The 16,908-nt window shown below is 39.4% G+C and carries 17 protein-coding genes and 1 riboswitch; of the genes, 3 read left to right on the forward strand and 14 right to left on the reverse strand.

The window, feature by feature from the left end; all coding sequences use genetic code 11:
* Positions 1-45: 45 nt before the first annotated feature.
* Positions 46-1,941, reverse strand: coding sequence for a DUF2207 domain-containing protein (locus tag KJR31_RS04845; RefSeq protein ID WP_214262330.1), 1,896 nt, complete (start codon positions 1,939-1,941; stop codon positions 46-48).
* Between the two features lie 130 nt (positions 1,942-2,071).
* Between KJR31_RS04845 and KJR31_RS04850 the strand changes: the two genes are divergently transcribed.
* Positions 2,072-3,637 (forward strand): ABC transporter substrate-binding protein/permease, encoded by a 1,566-nt coding sequence (locus KJR31_RS04850; RefSeq protein ID WP_214262331.1) that lies wholly within the window; start codon positions 2,072-2,074, stop codon positions 3,635-3,637.
* Positions 3,637-4,377 (forward strand): amino acid ABC transporter ATP-binding protein, encoded by a 741-nt coding sequence (locus tag KJR31_RS04855; RefSeq protein ID WP_214262332.1) that lies wholly within the window; start codon positions 3,637-3,639, stop codon positions 4,375-4,377. Before KJR31_RS04850 ends, KJR31_RS04855 begins: the two co-directional genes overlap by 1 nt.
* 82 nt (positions 4,378-4,459) lie before the next feature.
* Here the strand turns inward: KJR31_RS04855 and KJR31_RS04860 are convergent, their stop codons facing one another.
* From KJR31_RS04860 to KJR31_RS04920, 13 genes are all read right to left on the reverse strand, one after another.
* Entirely contained in the window at positions 4,460-4,675 is a 216-nt protein-coding gene (locus tag KJR31_RS04860; RefSeq protein WP_004251963.1) for a hypothetical protein, read from the reverse strand.
* A gap of 105 nt (positions 4,676-4,780) precedes the next feature.
* Positions 4,781-5,677: an SPFH domain-containing protein gene (locus KJR31_RS04865; protein WP_178895385.1), complete on the reverse strand. Its 897-nt coding sequence runs from the start codon at positions 5,675-5,677 to the stop codon at positions 4,781-4,783.
* An 82-nt stretch (positions 5,678-5,759) separates the two neighbouring features.
* On the reverse strand, positions 5,760-7,010 hold the full coding sequence (gene ilvA / locus KJR31_RS04870) for a threonine ammonia-lyase IlvA (protein ID WP_178895386.1): 1,251 nt from the start codon (positions 7,008-7,010) through the stop codon (positions 5,760-5,762).
* 80 nt (positions 7,011-7,090) lie between these two features.
* Positions 7,091-8,113 carry a ketol-acid reductoisomerase gene (ilvC, locus tag KJR31_RS04875; protein ID WP_006147961.1) on the reverse strand — a complete coding sequence of 341 codons (1,023 nt, stop codon included), beginning with the start codon at positions 8,111-8,113 and terminating at the stop codon, positions 7,091-7,093.
* Positions 8,114-8,280: 167 nt separating this feature from the next.
* Positions 8,281-8,757: an acetolactate synthase small subunit gene (ilvN, locus tag KJR31_RS04880; RefSeq protein WP_214262333.1), complete on the reverse strand. Its 477-nt coding sequence runs from the start codon at positions 8,755-8,757 to the stop codon at positions 8,281-8,283.
* Complete coding sequence (locus tag KJR31_RS04885; protein ID WP_214262334.1) at positions 8,750-10,450, reverse strand: acetolactate synthase large subunit; 1,701 nt, start codon at positions 10,448-10,450, stop codon at positions 8,750-8,752. The genes ilvN and KJR31_RS04885 overlap by 8 nt, the downstream gene beginning before the upstream one ends.
* Positions 10,451-10,652: 202 nt before the next feature.
* Entirely contained in the window at positions 10,653-11,342 is a 690-nt protein-coding gene (gene rplA / locus KJR31_RS04890; RefSeq protein WP_178895389.1) for a 50S ribosomal protein L1, read from the reverse strand.
* Between the two features lie 96 nt (positions 11,343-11,438).
* Entirely contained in the window at positions 11,439-11,864 is a 426-nt protein-coding gene (gene rplK, locus KJR31_RS04895) for a 50S ribosomal protein L11 (RefSeq protein ID WP_001085808.1), read from the reverse strand.
* A 224-nt stretch (positions 11,865-12,088) separates the two neighbouring features.
* Positions 12,089-12,580, reverse strand: coding sequence for a GNAT family N-acetyltransferase (locus KJR31_RS04900; RefSeq protein ID WP_214262335.1), 492 nt, complete (start codon positions 12,578-12,580; stop codon positions 12,089-12,091).
* On the reverse strand, positions 12,555-12,974 hold the full coding sequence (locus KJR31_RS04905; protein WP_214262336.1) for a ParB N-terminal domain-containing protein: 420 nt from the start codon (positions 12,972-12,974) through the stop codon (positions 12,555-12,557). The genes KJR31_RS04900 and KJR31_RS04905 overlap by 26 nt, the downstream gene beginning before the upstream one ends.
* 27 nt (positions 12,975-13,001) lie before the next feature.
* Positions 13,002-13,652, reverse strand: coding sequence for a phosphatase PAP2 family protein (locus KJR31_RS04910; protein WP_214262337.1), 651 nt, complete (start codon positions 13,650-13,652; stop codon positions 13,002-13,004).
* Positions 13,642-14,205: an ECF transporter S component gene (locus tag KJR31_RS04915; RefSeq protein ID WP_214262338.1), complete on the reverse strand. Its 564-nt coding sequence runs from the start codon at positions 14,203-14,205 to the stop codon at positions 13,642-13,644. Before KJR31_RS04915 ends, KJR31_RS04910 begins: the two co-directional genes overlap by 11 nt.
* A 148-nt stretch (positions 14,206-14,353) precedes the next feature.
* Positions 14,354-14,571: riboswitch (FMN riboswitch) on the reverse strand.
* 54 nt (positions 14,572-14,625) lie between these two features.
* Positions 14,626-15,129 (reverse strand): tRNA (cytidine(34)-2'-O)-methyltransferase, encoded by a 504-nt coding sequence (locus KJR31_RS04920; RefSeq protein ID WP_214262339.1) that lies wholly within the window; start codon positions 15,127-15,129, stop codon positions 14,626-14,628.
* 426 nt (positions 15,130-15,555) lie between these two features.
* Between KJR31_RS04920 and trkA the strand changes: the two genes are divergently transcribed.
* A complete protein-coding gene (trkA, locus tag KJR31_RS04925) occupies positions 15,556-16,905 on the forward strand; it encodes a Trk system potassium transporter TrkA (protein WP_214262340.1) in 1,350 nt (449 codons plus the stop codon).
* Positions 16,906-16,908 lie beyond the last annotated feature (3 nt).

A 16,908-nucleotide genomic window follows, 5' to 3' on the forward strand; every position in this document is an offset into this window, starting at 1 on the left:
TACCCTCCATTATATCATACTTTTAAAGGCTGTGTTTAGTTTTCTTTAGAAAGCACCAACACTTCCTCCACCGCCACCGCCTGAGAAGCCTCCACCAGAGCCACCACTTCCAGATGATACAGAGAAGGTACTTGCTGTATTTGCGACCGAAGTGTATTGATGAATGTGAGCAGTAGACGTATGAAACTGTTTATCCCATCCAGCAGATACATAAAGATTCATATCTGCATTTTCAAGTTGGATATTGCGAAGCTTCATAATTTTATTCACTTTCTTGGCGTATCCATAGAGAGTTGCATAGACCAAAAGACGATTCCAAAGTGCAATGCTCTCTAGTTCAGCCTTATCAAGATGAGCTATATCCCGAAGCATGTTTTCAAAACTTGTCCAGAGATAAAAAGCTTCTGCTCCCTCTTCATTTAAGACTCCATCACGAGACGGTCCTCGAATCACAAAATGAACCAAAGCACTAGCTAGCAAGCCCATTAAACCGAGTGACAGTAAAGGAAGTGAAAAATAACCATGTGTTTGTAAGCTATAGTAGAAGATGAGAAGGCCGAGAATACCCGTTACAGCCGAACAGACTTTCATTTTTTTCACAAGATTATTTTCTTTTTCCGTCAAAGGACGATAATAACTTGGAATTCGTAAAATGTTCACTTTGTCTCGAACACAACTTTGCATACGTTCAAGTCGTCTCTCGAAAGAACGCTTGAGGTGTAAGCCGAATTCTCGAATATGCTTCTCATCAGCTTCCTTAGCTCCATGGAACAAAACTGAAGAAACTTGATACTCAGGGAAAAGGTCTGAAAGAGCCAGCTCTTTATTTGTAGAGAGAGTCATCCGCAGGCATTCCTTCTCAAAATTAGACAAGCCTTTTTCACTGTTAATTTTGATCCATGGCTCTTCTTCACCTTGAAAAATGGATAAATGTCCGCGATCGACTAAATCTAACAAGGTTGCCTGGATTAGTTGTTCAAAGCTGAACTTACCAAACTTCTGCTTATTTAGAGGGCTAACTTCCTCTAAGGATGTTGAATAGATTGCTTCTGCCAAAACCATTGGAGGCAGGTCCATTGGGGGTTCGTAGAGACGATGATTCTTTGGATATACCTTTTTAAGAGTCGTATGCTGACGAAATTCTCTATAATAGTGGATTGTTACTAGCAACAGAGCCGTAAAGAAGATTGGAAAAATCCATTTTATCATGACATTGGCCTGGACTTTTTCAGCCTTTATTTCTACCTCAACTCTTTTAAAGTTACTTAGATTATCTTCGTCCAGTCCTTGGCTTGGAGCACTTGAGAAAGCTTCTCTCGGCCAATAGGCATGTAGCTCAACTTGACGGTTTCTAGGAAGATTTTTCATCTTCACTCGATAAATATCGTTTACTTTTTCGACACTACCCTCATTGAGGAGTTTACCGGTATGGAAAAAGAGTTTCTCGGCTGGTTTGTCCGATGTTACTCGAAATTCTAAATCTTTAATATCCCCTGAACTATCTGTCAGTGGTTGCCAATTCAGCTCAGCAATATCCTGATATAAGAAAAGAAGATTTTTCAATTGCCAAGTAACAGTTACCCGAACAGTATCTCCTGCATTTCCCGGATTAAAAATGGTGACCTTGTAACCTTCCTCTTCTTCCTTAGTATATGAGAGGACATCTTGAACAAGTTGGCCATTTTTGGATACTAAGACAGTTGGTTCATCGTCAATTTCAAATCCGTTGGGCATTTTCCCTGCTTTTCCGAGTCCAATCAATTGACCATTAAAATCGTCTTTAAAACGGTAGGTGATTGTTTGTTGGAAAACCGCTGTATTATCTGCATGAATATTCAAATCACCTTTATAGGATAGAATATCGAAGTCTACTGCAAAAACTAGACGAGGTACAAATAGAAAACAGGTAAATACCAGAGCAAGAAGCCATCTCTTTTTCATTTTACATTCCCTTTCATGTTTTTTCACTATTATATCATTTTTTAGAACTTAAGGTTTACTTGTATTGAAAATCTTACCATTTTTAGATACAATAGAGGGAGCCATTTTTAGACTAGAAATAGGAGAAAACATGAAAAAATTATGCTTATCTATCCTTGCTAGCTTAGCCCTGACTCTAGGACTAGTTAGCCAGGTCCGAGCCGATGAATATTTACGCATTGGGATGGAAGCAGCTTACGCACCTTTTAACTGGACTCAAGACGACGACAGTAACGGCGCTGTCAAGATTGATGGAACAAACCAATATGCTAATGGTTATGATGTTCAAATTGCAAAAAAAATCGCTAAAGACCTCGGCAAAGAACCACTGATTGTGAAAACAAAATGGGAAGGACTCGTTCCAGCTCTGACTTCTGGCAAGATCGATATGATTATTGCTGGTATGAGCCCAACTGCTGAACGTAAGCAAGAAATTGCCTTCTCAAGCAGTTACTACACTAGTGAGCCTGTTCTCTTAGTGAAAAAAGACTCTAGCTATGCTAATGCTACTAGCTTAAATGACTTTGAAGGTGCTAAAATCACTTCTCAACAAGGTGTTTATCTTTATGATTTGATTTCACAAATCCCAGGAGCTAAAAAAGAAACAGCTATGGGTGATTTTGCACAAATGCGTCAAGCTCTTGAAGCTGGTGTCATCGACGCCTATGTTTCTGAACGTCCTGAGGCTCTCACTGCCGAGTCAGCCAACGCCAAGTTCAAAATGATTCAACCTGAACCTGGTTTTAAAACTGGAGAAGAAGATACCTCTATCGCTATCGGTCTTCGTAAAGATGATGACCGTATCAGCCAAATCAACGCTAGTATCGAAACCATTTCTAAAGATGAGCAAGTTGCGCTCATGGACCGTATGATAAAGGAGCAACCTGCCGAATCTACAACGACAGAAGAAAACAGTAGTAATTTCTTTAGCCAAGTTGCTAAAATTCTAACTGAAAACTGGCAGCAACTCTTGCGTGGTGCTGGAATCACACTTTTAATTTCAATAATCGGTACCATCGTTGGTCTCGTTATCGGTCTTGCTATCGGTGTCTTCCGTACGGCACCTCAATCTGAAAATCAATTTATTTACGTCATTCAAAACCTAGTTGGTTGGATTCTCAATATCTATATTGAAATTTTCCGTGGAACACCTATGATTGTACAATCTATGGTTATCTACTATGGAACTGCTCAAGCATTCGGAATCAACCTGGATCGCACTCTCGCTGCTATCTTTATCGTTTCGATTAATACCGGTGCCTACATGACCGAAATCGTTCGTGGTGGTATTTTGGCTGTCGACAAGGGACAATTTGAAGCGGCAACTGCACTTGGTATGACTCACAATCAAACCATGCGTAAGATCGTTCTACCTCAAGTAGTTCGCAACATCCTACCTGCAACTGGTAATGAGTTTGTTATCAATATCAAGGATACTTCTGTATTGAATGTTATCTCTGTTGTAGAACTTTACTTCTCAGGAAATACGGTAGCGACACAAACCTACCAATACTTCCAAACCTTTACCATCATCGCAGTTATTTACTTTGTCCTCACCTTTACAGTGACACGTATCCTCCGCTATATCGAAAAACGGATGGATATGGATACCTATACTACAGGTGCTAACCAAATGCAAACGGAGGATTTGAAATAATGAATCAACCCATTCTTGAAATCAAACACCTCAAAAAATCCTATGGACAAAACGAGGTCCTAAAAGACATCTCTCTCACTATTCATAAAGGTGAAGTTATTTCTATCATCGGAAGTTCCGGTAGTGGTAAATCAACCTTCCTACGTTCAATCAACTTACTTGAAACACCAACTGAAGGTGAAATCCTTTATCACGGCGAAAACGTCCTCGAAAAAGGCTATAACCTCACTCATTATCGTGAAAAACTAGGAATGGTCTTTCAGTCCTTCAACCTTTTTGAAAATCTCAACGTGCTTGAAAATACAATTGTTGCCCAAACAACTGTACTCAAACGTGATCGCTCAGAAGCAGAGAAAGTTGCTAAAGAGAATCTTGAAAAAGTTGGCATGGGAGAACGTTACTGGCAAGCAAAACCTAAACAACTTTCTGGTGGTCAAAAGCAACGTGTTGCCATTGCTCGTGCACTTTCTATGAATCCTGATGCCATTCTCTTTGATGAGCCTACATCAGCTCTTGACCCTGAAATGGTCGGTGAAGTTCTCAAAATCATGCAAGATTTGGCTCAAGAAGGCTTGACCATGATTGTTGTAACCCACGAAATGGAATTTGCTCGCGATGTATCAAACCGCGTCATCTTTATGGATAAAGGTGTCATTGCAGAAGAAGGCAAACCAGAAGATCTATTTACTAATCCCAAAGAAGAACGTACAAGAGAATTTTTACAACGCTATCTTCGATAAGAAGAAAGACTGCAATGGCAGTCTTTTTTTATTTCCAAAAATGAAAAGGCAGATTCTTTTCGAACCTGCCTATATCCAAAGACTAATCTTCAAATTTTTCATGATTTTTATTGTAGAAATCAATTAAGCCGAGGGCTGTTTCAAAGGAAATGTTTTTAACTTTTGCACGTCCTTGAGCCAAAGCAATGATAGACATCTCACGGGCATTCGTTTCCTTAGAAATACGATAGCCTGTGATTTTCTTATCACGAACCCAGCTAACAACTGCTTCTACTTTTTCAAAGTTAGACTTAGCCATGTTATTCTCCTATTTTTTTCTTTACGCAATCTCATTCTATATGTTTTTATAGTGTTTGTCAATTAAAACACATATATTAATAACATTATTGCGTTAAGATTGTAATTATTTAGCTTTCAAAGCTGATAATATATGGGTTCGAATATCTTCAACTCCATTAGGATTTGCTGGCAAGAATATTGTATTATTTCCTTGTTTATCTGCAAAATTATTCAATGTATCCAAATACTGATTGGTTAATAGGATTGACATAATTTGTTCTTCAGTTAATTCGACATTGGCTCCTTTTAACTCTTTAATAGAATCAGCAAGTCCATCAACAATTGCTTTCCGCTGCTCTGCGATCCCCACACCATGGAGGCGATCTTTTTCTGCCTCAGCTTCTGCCGCTGTAACGATCTTAATTTTATCTGCTTCAGCCAATTCTTGAGCTGCCACTCTCTTACGTTGGGCAGCATTAATCTCGTTCATTGATTGTTTGACTTCTGCATCCGGCTCAACTTTGGTAATGAGCGTCTTAACGATAATATACCCATACGTTGACATTTCTTCCGCTACTTGCTTTTGAACTTCTAATGCAATTTCATCTTTTTTCTCAAACAATTCATCCAAAGTTAACTTAGGAACAGATGAGCGCAATGCATCTTCAATATAAGATTTGATTTGAGCTTCAGGTCTCATCAATTTATAGTAAGCGTCTGTAACGTTTAACTCATTTACACGATACTGAGTTGCGACATTCATAGTCACAAAAACGTTATCTTGGGTTTTGGTTTCAACCACGATCTCACTTTGTAAAAGGCGTAGCTGCACACGAGCTGCAATTTTGTCAATGCCAAATGGTGCCCGTAGATGAATACCACTATTACTTAACTTTTGATACTTACCAAATCGTTCGATAATTGCAACAGATTGTTGACGAACGACATAAACAGAGCTCACTAACACAGCTCCTACAATAAGCATTAGAATCACTAGAACAAGTAAAACTTGTAAAACCATGGGAATCTCCCCCTTTCTTCACTTACATTATAGCACTCATATATAGGTTAGGCAAATGATATGATAAAAATTTTATAGGATATTAAACAAGCATATTATATAGAGTTTCATTCCCATTCAAGTTAATATAAGACGGATCAAATTTCTCCATTCGGTGAATCAAGCCCGCATAATCATGCTTGTTAGCAAGAGCAATCCCGATTAAGACAGGTCCTGTTCCCTTGCTGGCACGTTTAATATACTCAAAACGAGTGATATCATCATTTGGCCCCAAGATATCATTTACAAATTCTCGAAGAGCCCCTGGACGTTGTGGGAAGTTGACTACAAAGTAATGCTTGATACCATCGTAAATCAAGGCACGCTCTTCCATCTCTGGCATACGGTTGATATCGTTATTTCCTCCAGAGATAATGCAACAAATGGTCTTTCCTTTTATATAGTCTGACAGTACTTCCAGAGCCGCCACACTAGCAGCACCAGCAGGCTCAGCTACAATTCCTTGTTTAGAATAAAGATCAATCAAGGTCTCAGAGATTAAGCCTTCGTCCACTCCGATAAGCGTTTCAACATTTTTACGGGTTGCTTCATAGGTCAACTGTCCAACCTTCTGCACAGCAATCCCGTCTGCAAACTTATCAATTTCTTTGAGTTTAACGGGACCTCCAGCCTCAAACGCCGCCTTCATGGAACGAGCTCCGTTAGCTTCTACACCAAGAACTTCAATAGCAGGATTCGTTTCCTTTATATAAGTAGAAACTCCTGCAATGAGTCCTCCACCTCCTACAGGAACCAAGACAGTATCAAAATCAATGGATTCTTTTCGCGCTTCTTCTAAAATTTCATAAGCTACTGTTCCTTGTCCTGCTTGAACATAAGGATCATCAAAAGGATCGATGAAGGTACGATTTTCAGCGACTGTAAACTCTTGAGCTGCCTTAGCCGAAGCATCAAAGGTATCTCCTACCAATTTGATAGTTACAAAATCTCCACCAAAGAAACGAACCTGACCAATTTTTTGTTGAGGTGTTGTAATGGGCATAAAGATTGTTGCAGGAATCTTCATCTCGTTACAAGTGTAGGCAACACCTTGAGCGTGATTGCCAGCTGAAGCACAGACAACTCCGCGCTCACGTTCTTCCTTAGTCAATTGTGAGATAGCATAATAAGCTCCTCGAATCTTAAACGACCGAACTCGTTGAGCATTTTCTTTTTTGAGATAAATTTTAGCTCCGTATTTTTCTGATAAGTAATGATCATATTCTAGTGGTGTATTGACTACTACACCACTCAGAACCTTGTGGGCCTTCACCACATCTTTTGCACTAAGCATAATCTTCTCCTTGATTCTTTTTCAAGATAAAAAGCGGGTTAGGTACCCCCCAACTCGCCTTCTATTTTTATTCTCAAAAATTAGTTGTAGATTTTGAATGCGTCATCGTCGTTTTTACCAACAAATGGCATTGCTTTACGCAATTCTGCACCAACCTTTTCAATTTCAAGGTTCGCTGCTTGTTCACGGTAAGCAGTCAATTTTGGACGTCCAGCTTTGTAATCGTTGACAAAGTCGTTAGCAAATGTACCATTTTGGATATCAGCAAGAACTGCTTTCATATTTTCTTTCACTTGTTCAGTAATCACACGTGGACCTGACACGTAGTCACCGTATTCAGCTGTGTTAGAAATTGATTGACGCATTTTCTTGAATCCACCCTCGTAGATCAAGTCAACGATGAGTTTCATTTCGTGAAGCACTTCAAAGTAAGCCAATTCTGGAGCATATCCAGCTTCAGTCAAGACTTCAAAACCAGCTTCAATAAGGGCAGTCAAACCACCACAAAGAACTGCTTGTTCACCAAACAAATCTTCTTCGGTTTCTTCTTTGTAAGTTGTTTCCAAAAGACCAACGCGTGCTGCACCAACACCTTTACACCAGTCCATAGCGATGTTTTTAGCATTTCCTGTTGCATCTTGGTAGACAGCGTAAAGTGCTGGAACACCAAATCCTTCTTCGTAAGTACGACGTACCAAGTGTCCTGGTCCTTTAGGAGCACACATGAAGACATCTACATCTGCAGGAACTTTGATGAATTCGAAGTGGATATTGAAACCATGCGCAAATCCAACTGCATTCCCAGCTTCCAAGTTTGGAGCAATTTCTGCTTCGTACAATTCTTGTTGGATTTCGTCTGGTGCCAAAATCATGATAACATCAGCCAATTTAGTTGCTTCTGCTACTGTATAAGTATCAAAACCATCTTCTTTTGCTTTATCAAAAGATTTACCTGGACGAACACCGATAATCACATCGTGACCTGAATCACGCAAGTTTTGAGCGTGAGCATGACCTTGTGAACCATAACCGATAACAGCGATTTTTTTACCATCAAGTGCTGCTACTTTTACATCTTTTTCGTATTCCATTTGAACTGCCATAGTTTTTCTCTCTTTTCTATATTTATTGCCTTTTAGGCTGGTTTAACAAATTTAAGTTATTTTTTACTCAATGAAAATCAAAGAGCAAATTAGGAAGCTAGGCGCAGGCTGTACTTGAGTACGGCAAGGCAAAGCTGACGTGATTTGAATTTGATTTTCGAAGAGTATTAATCGCGGGTAAAACCAGTTGCACCCGTACGAGCGATATTCTTGATACCGTATGGTCGAATAACCCGAATCAAAGCTTCACTCTTTTCTGCATTCCCAGTCATCTGAACGGTAATAGAGCTCGGAGCCACATCGACCACAGTTGCACGGAAAGGCTGGATAATAGCTAAAATTTCTGCTCGCTTCTCAGCTGGTGCTGCAACCTTTACCAAAATAACTTCGCGCTCGAGGTGCGGTTTATCTGTGATATCACGGACACGAATCACGTCGACCTGACGGTTGAGTTGTTTGATGATTTGCTCCACTTCATCGTGAGATGCAACATCAATGATAATGGTAATCCGTGACACATTAGGATTTTCTGTCGCCCCTACCGAGATACTCTCAATATTGACTTGGCGTCTAGACAAGACACCGGTAAAACGATTGAGAACTCCTGACCGGTTTTGAAGTTTGGCTGTTAACATTCTACGCATTAAACTTCACCCCCAACATCTCATGATTACTCTTACCAGCTGGTACCATCGGTAAAACATGCTCTTTACGAGAAATATCTACCTCGATAAACATTGGTACATCTTCCAAGATGACTTCCAAATCCTTTTCTAAGGTTTCAGGATTATCAAATTTATAATTTTTAATCCCGTAAGCCTGCGCCATTAATTGGAAATCAGGGAGGCTATCGAAGACCGACTCTGATGTTCGTCCTTCATAGAAGGCTTCTTGCCATTGACGAACCATCCCAAGCGAGTGGTTATTGAGCATGATGACCTTGATTGGAATCTTATAGATATTCAAGATTGCCAATTCCTGATTGGTCATTTGGAAACCACCATCACCGACAAAGAGCACGACCTCCTTATCTGGATTGGCAATTTTTGCTCCAATGGCTGCAGGAACTCCGAATCCCATGGTTCCTAGACCACCTGAAGTTACGAGTTGACGCTCGTTTTGGTATGGATAGTATTGAGCTGTCCACATTTGGTGTTGGCCGACGTCAGTTACGACAATAGCATCACCCTTAGTCAATTCGCCTATACGTTCAATAACTGCTTGTGGTTGGACAACACGCTCCTTCTTATCATAAGAACGAACACGATTCTTATCTTTGGTAACTTTTTCAATCCATTTTTCAGTATTGTTACGAACGATTGGCTCAGCTAGCAACTGCTGCAAGGCCTTTTTCGCATCTCCAACAACTGGGATATCAACAGCGATAATCTTACCAATCTCTGCTGGATCGATATCGATATGCGCTACTTTGGCATTCTTCGCAAATGTCTTAGGATTACCAGTCAAACGATCATCAAAACGACAACCAATCGAAATCATAAAATCAGCTTCTGTCATTGCGATATTAGCTGCAAAGGAACCATGCATTCCACCCATTCCCAAAAATAGTGGATGGCTAGTTGCAATTGTACCCTGTCCCAAAAGACTGGTAACAACAGGAATTTGATAGCGCTCTGCAAATTCATTTAACTCCGCAGCAGCTTCAGCATAACTAATACCACCACCAGCTAACAAGACAGGTTTTTTAGCCTTAGAGAGTTGCTTCAAGATCTTCTTGATTTGCATCTCATTAGGCTCAAGAGTTGGTTGATAACTTGGTAAATCTATTTCTGATGAATAGACAAAGTCCGTTTCAAGAGCCGAAACATCTTTTGGCAAGTCAATAACAACTGGACCTGGACGACCCGTAGTTGCAATATGTACGGCCTCTGTGATCACACGTGGGATATCCGCTGTCTCTCGAACCTGGTAGTTGTACTTGGTAATCGGCATGGTAATTCCAACAATATCTGCTTCTTGGAAAGCATCCTTACCGATTCCCGCTCTTGCCACCTGACCAGTGAAGACCAAAAGGGGAACACTGTCACTCATAGCATCTGCAATACCAGTAATGGCATTGGTAGCTCCTGGTCCACTTGTGACGACTGCGACACCAAGTTTCCCTGTTGACTTAGCATAACCTTCTGCTTCATGAAGACAACCTTGTTCATGCCGACCTAGAATATGGCGAATGCCTTTAAAATTATAAATAGCATCATATAAAGGCAATACAGCCCCGCCTGGATAACCAAAAATCGTATCGATTCCTAGGTCACGGAGCGTTTCCAAAACAAGTTCTGATCCCGACTTTGGTGAATCTAAAATGATTTTCTCCATTGTTCCCCTTTCTGTTCTCTTAAAATGACTTGTTTCTATAATACCATTTTTTCAAAAATTTTCAAGACAAAAGAAGAAATTTTCTGAATTTTCTATCTAGATACTTTACAATATCAAATTGATTCGAAAAATTATACGTATTTTTAGTTTTTAATAGAAAAAGGTTGAGACATTTTGTCTCAACCTTTCGATTATTTACTGATTAAAGTGAGTTAACGTCAACCTTGATACCAACACCTTGAGTAGTTGTGATTGTCAAGCTTGTTACGTAAGTTCCTTTTGCTGTAGCTGGTTTAGATTTTTGGATTGTTTCGTTGAATGCTTTGAAGTTTTCAACTAACTTGTCAGCTTCAAATGAAACTTTACCGATGATAGCTTGTACGATACCAGCACGGTCAGCACGGTAAGTGATTTTACCACCTTTAGACTCTTCAACTGCTTTAGCAACATCCATTGTTACAGTACCAGTTTTAGGGTTTGGCATCAAGTTACGTGGTCCAAGGACACGTCCAAGACGTCCAACAAGAGCCATCATGTCAGGTGTAGCGATAACTACGTCAAAGTCCAACCAACCGTCGTTGATTTTAGCAACAAGGTCGTCTTCACCAACAAAGTCTGCACCAGCAGCTTTTGCTTCTTCAGCTTTTGCACCACGTGCAAATACAAGAACGCGAGATGTTTTACCAGTACCGTTTGGCAATACCATTGCTCCACGGATTTGTTGGTCAGCTTTTTTCACGTCGATGTTCAAGTTGTAAGCAACTTCTACAGTTGCGTCAAATTTTGCAAAGTTAGTTTCTTTTGCAAGAGCTACAGCTTCTTCTACGCTGTATGCTTTTGTGCTGTCGATTTTCTCAAGAGCAGCACGAAGTTGTTTGCTTTTTTTAGCCATTTTCTATTCTCCTTGTAAGTGGTTCAATCGATTTTCATCTCCCACGTCACTTCTCGAAATGATGAAGTCTTGCGGGTTATATAGGGAAGTTATTGATTAGTCAACAACAGTGAATCCCATAGAACGAGCAGTACCTTCGATCATACGCATTGCAGACTCAATGTTTGCAGCGTTCAAATCTGGCATCTTAGTTTCTGCAATTTCTTGTACTTGTGCACGAGTAACTGTAGCAACTTTAGTTTTGTTAGGTGTACCTGATCCCTTTTCAACACCTGCAGCTTTTTTCAAAAGAACAGCAGCTGGTGGTGTTTTAGTAACGAAAGTAAATGATTTATCTTCGTATACTGAGATAACAACTGGAATGATCATACCAGCTTGGTCAGCTGTACGAGCGTTGAACTCTTTTGTGAATCCCATGATGTTGATACCAGCTTGACCAAGAGCAGGTCCAACCGGTGGAGCTGGTGTAGCTTTACCAGCAGGGATTTGCAATTTTACAAGTTTTTCGACTTTTTTAGCCATTTTTAAATCCTCCTTTGTGGTTTTGGCGGTAATTTAGAGATTTTTACCTCCCACAAGTATGTTTTACACATACCCTACTATTATACACTAATCTATCTCAAATGCAAGAGAAAAATCCTATTTTTAGAGAAATTTTATTACTGAATTTGGCTATTATTTCTTTCGTGAAAGAGTTCTGAACTACAAACAAAAAACCGCTCTGTTTTGAGCGATTATAAGGGATACTAAATTTTGTAGGAGTCCAGCTTTAAGAGCAGGCTTGTCCCTTTTTCAGTACTTCCACTTTCTACAAATCCAAGGGACTCAAAACATCGTCTGGAGGCATAATTGAAATCATAGATTTCCTGAACTTTTAATTCTTTCCATCCTCTTTGTCGAGCTAGATCAATCAAAGTCTTCAAAACCTTACATCCAAGTCCTTGATGCTGGTAAGTTGGATTACCAATCACAATAGGAATATTCTCCAGAGATAAGGTGACATCCCCAATCGGAAGCCACTCTCCCTTTTCTCGAAACTCAATCCAGAACAAATCCCCGTGTTCCTCTAAATAGGAATACATGGCATTTAATTTTTCCAAACTATAGGGAATTCTAATGCCATCTACCAGTTCCACCAAATCCACATCTTGATACCAGGATAAAGCTGCATCACGATGATCTGTTAAAAAATAGGGAACTAGACGTAGGGAATCATCTATCTGAATAATCTTTGGCATCTTTTTTTGCTCCTAACAACTGCTTCGCTGCTTGATTAAAACCATCACACCAATTGTACCATTTTGCTTCATACTCATCTTGAGGTATGATACGATTTTTTAAATCCAGAACAGAGTATATCTTTCTTTCCTCGCAAACTTGCGCATAGAGATGATATAGTTCATTACCACCATCTTTATCCCACTCAGCAGAAATCGTATTTTGACCAGCTAACAAAGCTTGGTAAGCTCTGTGATGCCCATCTGTAATCAGCAACCGATCTCCAAATGCAAGAACACTGATTGGATTAATACTTGGCTTTTCTACCGACTGATAAAGCATCTGGATATCTTGCAACTTCTTTTCTGATAAGTATAGTTGGGTCGGATGAAGATCTTTTATCTTGACTTCCATTTTTATCTCCTCAAGAAGGGTTAAACCCTACTTTTGTTTGCCTGTAAAGCGCCATTGAAAGCGAAGTTTGTCATAAAATGGAAATTCAATGAGTAGAATTCCAAGACCCAGACAGAGACTTGCAAGAACATCTGATGGGTAATGAACTCCCAGATAGACTCTGGAAATGATTACACTTACTAGGTAGATTCCCAGTAAAATCTGGAGAATGAGCTTTACAGTCCTATCTTTCACTCTCTGTCCCACAATGATAATTAGAGAACCGATTAGGAGGGTTACTGCTAGCGAGTGACCACTAGGGAAAGAAAATCCTTTTTCCTCCACTAAATGTAAAATATCTGGTCGCGGACGTTGATAGAGGTGTTTTAAGGACACAATTAAAATTCCAGCCAAACTAAGATTGCCAGCTACTAAAAGGCTTTCTGACTTCCACTTTTTCAGATAAAAAATAACAGTCAATAGAATTGCCCAAGAAATAACGATTGGTAAGTCAATCAGACGAGTAATTCCACGAAAGATAGTTGTTAATATAGCTGGTAAATCTCCACGGATTGCTGTCTGAATAGACGAATCAAATGGTATCAATTGTTCTGGATAAAACTTAACTACATAACCCAGAATCACAAATAGTAAAAGGGCAAAAGAGCCCTTTGTTAAAAATGTTTGTTTATTTTTCATAGCGTTTCAAAGTTGGTTTTAGAAGGACAAATAATAACCAGAATGAGATGGCAAAAATAAGACCTTCAATCAAATTAAATGGCAAGACCATTGTCAACAAGTAATTACTAAGTCCTAAAATATTCTCAATATCGAAGTTAGCAAATTTTGCATACAAAGGTACAGCATAAACGTAGTTTAGAACGAGCATCGCTATAGTAAGACCAATCGTTCCGGCTAATGAAGCTAGGACAAAACGCATGGTTGTACGCTCTTTTTTCCAAATCAGACCAAAAGCAAGAACAAAGACTCCTAAGGCTACGATATTCATCGGCAAACCAATGTAGGTACTAACTCCTTGGTTGTTCAGAAGGATTTTCAGCAAGGACCGAAGGAATAGCACTCCTAAAGCTGCTGGTAAATCCAAGACCACCAAGCCCACAAGGACAGGTAAGATACTGAATTCAATCCTCAAAAAGGACGCCGCAGGCAAGAGCGGAAAGTCAAAGTACATCAACACAAATGAAAGTGCTGATAAAATTGCAATGGTCGAAAGTCGACGTGTGTTTGTCATAACAGGTTCCTCCAATTTTCTATAAAATCAGAAGAAGTTGGAAAGTTTCTCTCTATCTACTCTCTTAACTATCTCAAAAAATAACCTAAGCTTACAAAGAAACCGGTTTTATTTCTATTATAATGAAGCAGAATAGACAAAGCCATCCTTTCGTCTTCTCCCATCCAGACTATACTGTCGGTTGTGGAATCTCACCACATCAGCTTGCGCTCGCGGACTTCTTTTACGAAGATATTTTGGATTAATCTAGGCGTCGCAGTCAAAGATAATACTAAAGTATATCGAGACAAGACAACGACGAGTAAGCCAAAATAGCTAGTAAAAGTCACCGCCGGTCGGGAATTTCACCCAGCCCTGAAGACCCTTTTATGATAACAAAAAAAGCATGCAAGCGCAAGCTTTTGATATCTTATAACTATTTTATTTCAACTTATCCATTTCATAGGTGTGAACTAATTCAAGGCCTGCAAAGTTTTGCTGACGGAGAGCCTCGTAGACAATCATACATACTGTATTAGATACATTCAGACTACGAACATGTTCATCATTCATAGGAATTCTGAGAGCTTTTTCTGGATGTTCACGCATAAAATCTTCAGGCAAGCCCTTATCTTCGCGTCCAAAGAGAAAATAGTGACTCCCTTCTGCCGTAAAGTCTGCATCTGAGTAGACCTTTTCTGCAAATTTGGAAATCAGGTAAAGTTGACCATTCATTTTTTCCATAAATTCATCTAAACTATCATAGAAATAAATCTCAAGCTTGTCCCAATAGTCGAGCCCAGCTCGCTTCATTTTACGATCATCAATTGGGAATCCCATAGGTCTAATAATATGAAGGGGTGCATTCGTCGCTGCACAAGTACGAGCAATATTACCTGTATTTTGTGGTATCTGGGGTTCAAATAGTACAATGTGATTTGTCATGCCTTGCTTCCTCTCACTGGTGCAAAAAAATAGCCACACTGCCCGGAGTCAAGCTCAGCAAACAGCGTGGTTAAGGCATCGTTAACTTACCTCACAACAGGTTTGAAGTAAATCAGCGAAACTACTGTTTTAGTATATCACTTTCAGCCTGATTGTCAATAGAAATGACTTGATTTTTTTCATTTTTTTTACAAGCATATTTACAAAAGTTAAAAATTTAACTTTAAGGCAGCTATATCCTTGAATTTACCTAGATTGAGAATTTTCGGAACAAGTTTTTTTCATAAATAGATTTTGTATAAAGCAAAATATTCCTTCAAATCCACCGAATCCCTTTATTAAAGAAGGAAAGATTCAGTTGTTGAGTGCTTTTTTTTCTAAAAAAAGGTATGATAGAGACATATTGAAAAAGTAGGTTAACTAACTATGAAGATTATTCTTGTCGGAGGAGGAAAAGTAGGTTCTGCCCTCTGTCGTTCACTTGTTGCTGACAATCATGATGTTGTCTTAATTGAACAGAACGAAACTGTTCTCAAATACTTGACCAGCCGTTTTGACATTATGGGTATCTCAGGTAACGGAGCTGACTTCGCTATGTTAGAAGCAGCCAATGTTCAAGATTGTGATATTTTCATTGCCATGACTCAATACGACGAGGTCAACATGGTTTCGGCTGTTCTCGCTAAAAAAATGGGAGCAAAAGAAACCATTGTTCGTGTGCGTAATCCTGAATATTCCAACCCTTACTTTAAAGAAAAAAATATTCTTGGATTTTCACTCATTGTAAACCCTGAACTCCTAGCAGCTCGTGCTATCGCTAATATTATAGACTTCCCCAACGCTCTTTCTGTTGAACGTTTTGTAGGCGGTTTGGTCAGTTTGATGGAATTCAAGGTTCGAAATGATAGTAATATTTGTCAAATGTCTATTGCTGATTTTCGTAAAAAGTTTGGTAATGTTATTGTCTGTGCTATCGAACGAGACCACAAACTCATGATTCCTAGTGGAGATATGATTTTAGAAGATCAAGACCGTATCTTTGTGACAGGAAATCGTGTCGATATGATGCTCTTCCACAACTATATCAAATCTCGAGTCGTTAAAAGTTTACTCATCATAGGAGCCGGGAAAATCGCTTACTATCTCTTAGGTATGTTAAAAGACAGTCGTATCGATACCAAGGTTATTGAGGTCAATCCTGAAAGAGCTGCATTTTTCAGCGAAAAATTCCCTAAACTCTACATCGTACAAGGAGATGGAACAACTAAGGACACCCTCTTGGAAGAAAGTGCACAAAACTACGATGCTGTTGCCACTTTGACAGGAGTCGACGAGGAAAATATCATTACCTCTATGTTTTTGGATAACATAGGTGTTCAGAAAAATATTACTAAGGTAAACCGAACAAGCCTATTGGAAATCATTCATGCGACAGATTTCTCAAGTATCATCACCCCTAAAACAATCGCTGTTGATACCATCATGCACTTTATCCATGGTCGTGTAAATGCGCAATACTCTGACCTTCAAGCGATGCACCATCTAGCAAATGGCCAGGTAGAAACCCTTCAATTCCTAATCAAGGAAGCCAATAAAATGACTGGCAAGCCTTTATCTCAATTGAAGCTCAAAAAAGATGTCTTGCTTGCTGCTATTATCCGCAATGGAAAAACGATCTTCCCAACGGGAGAAGATACACTCCAGGTCGGTGATAAGCTAGTGGTTATCACTTTGCTTTCAAATATCACCAAGATTTATGACTTGTTAGAGAGGTAAGCT

This window comes from Streptococcus infantis, assembly GCF_018499575.1.
Classification (GTDB): domain Bacteria; phylum Bacillota; class Bacilli; order Lactobacillales; family Streptococcaceae; genus Streptococcus; species Streptococcus infantis_K.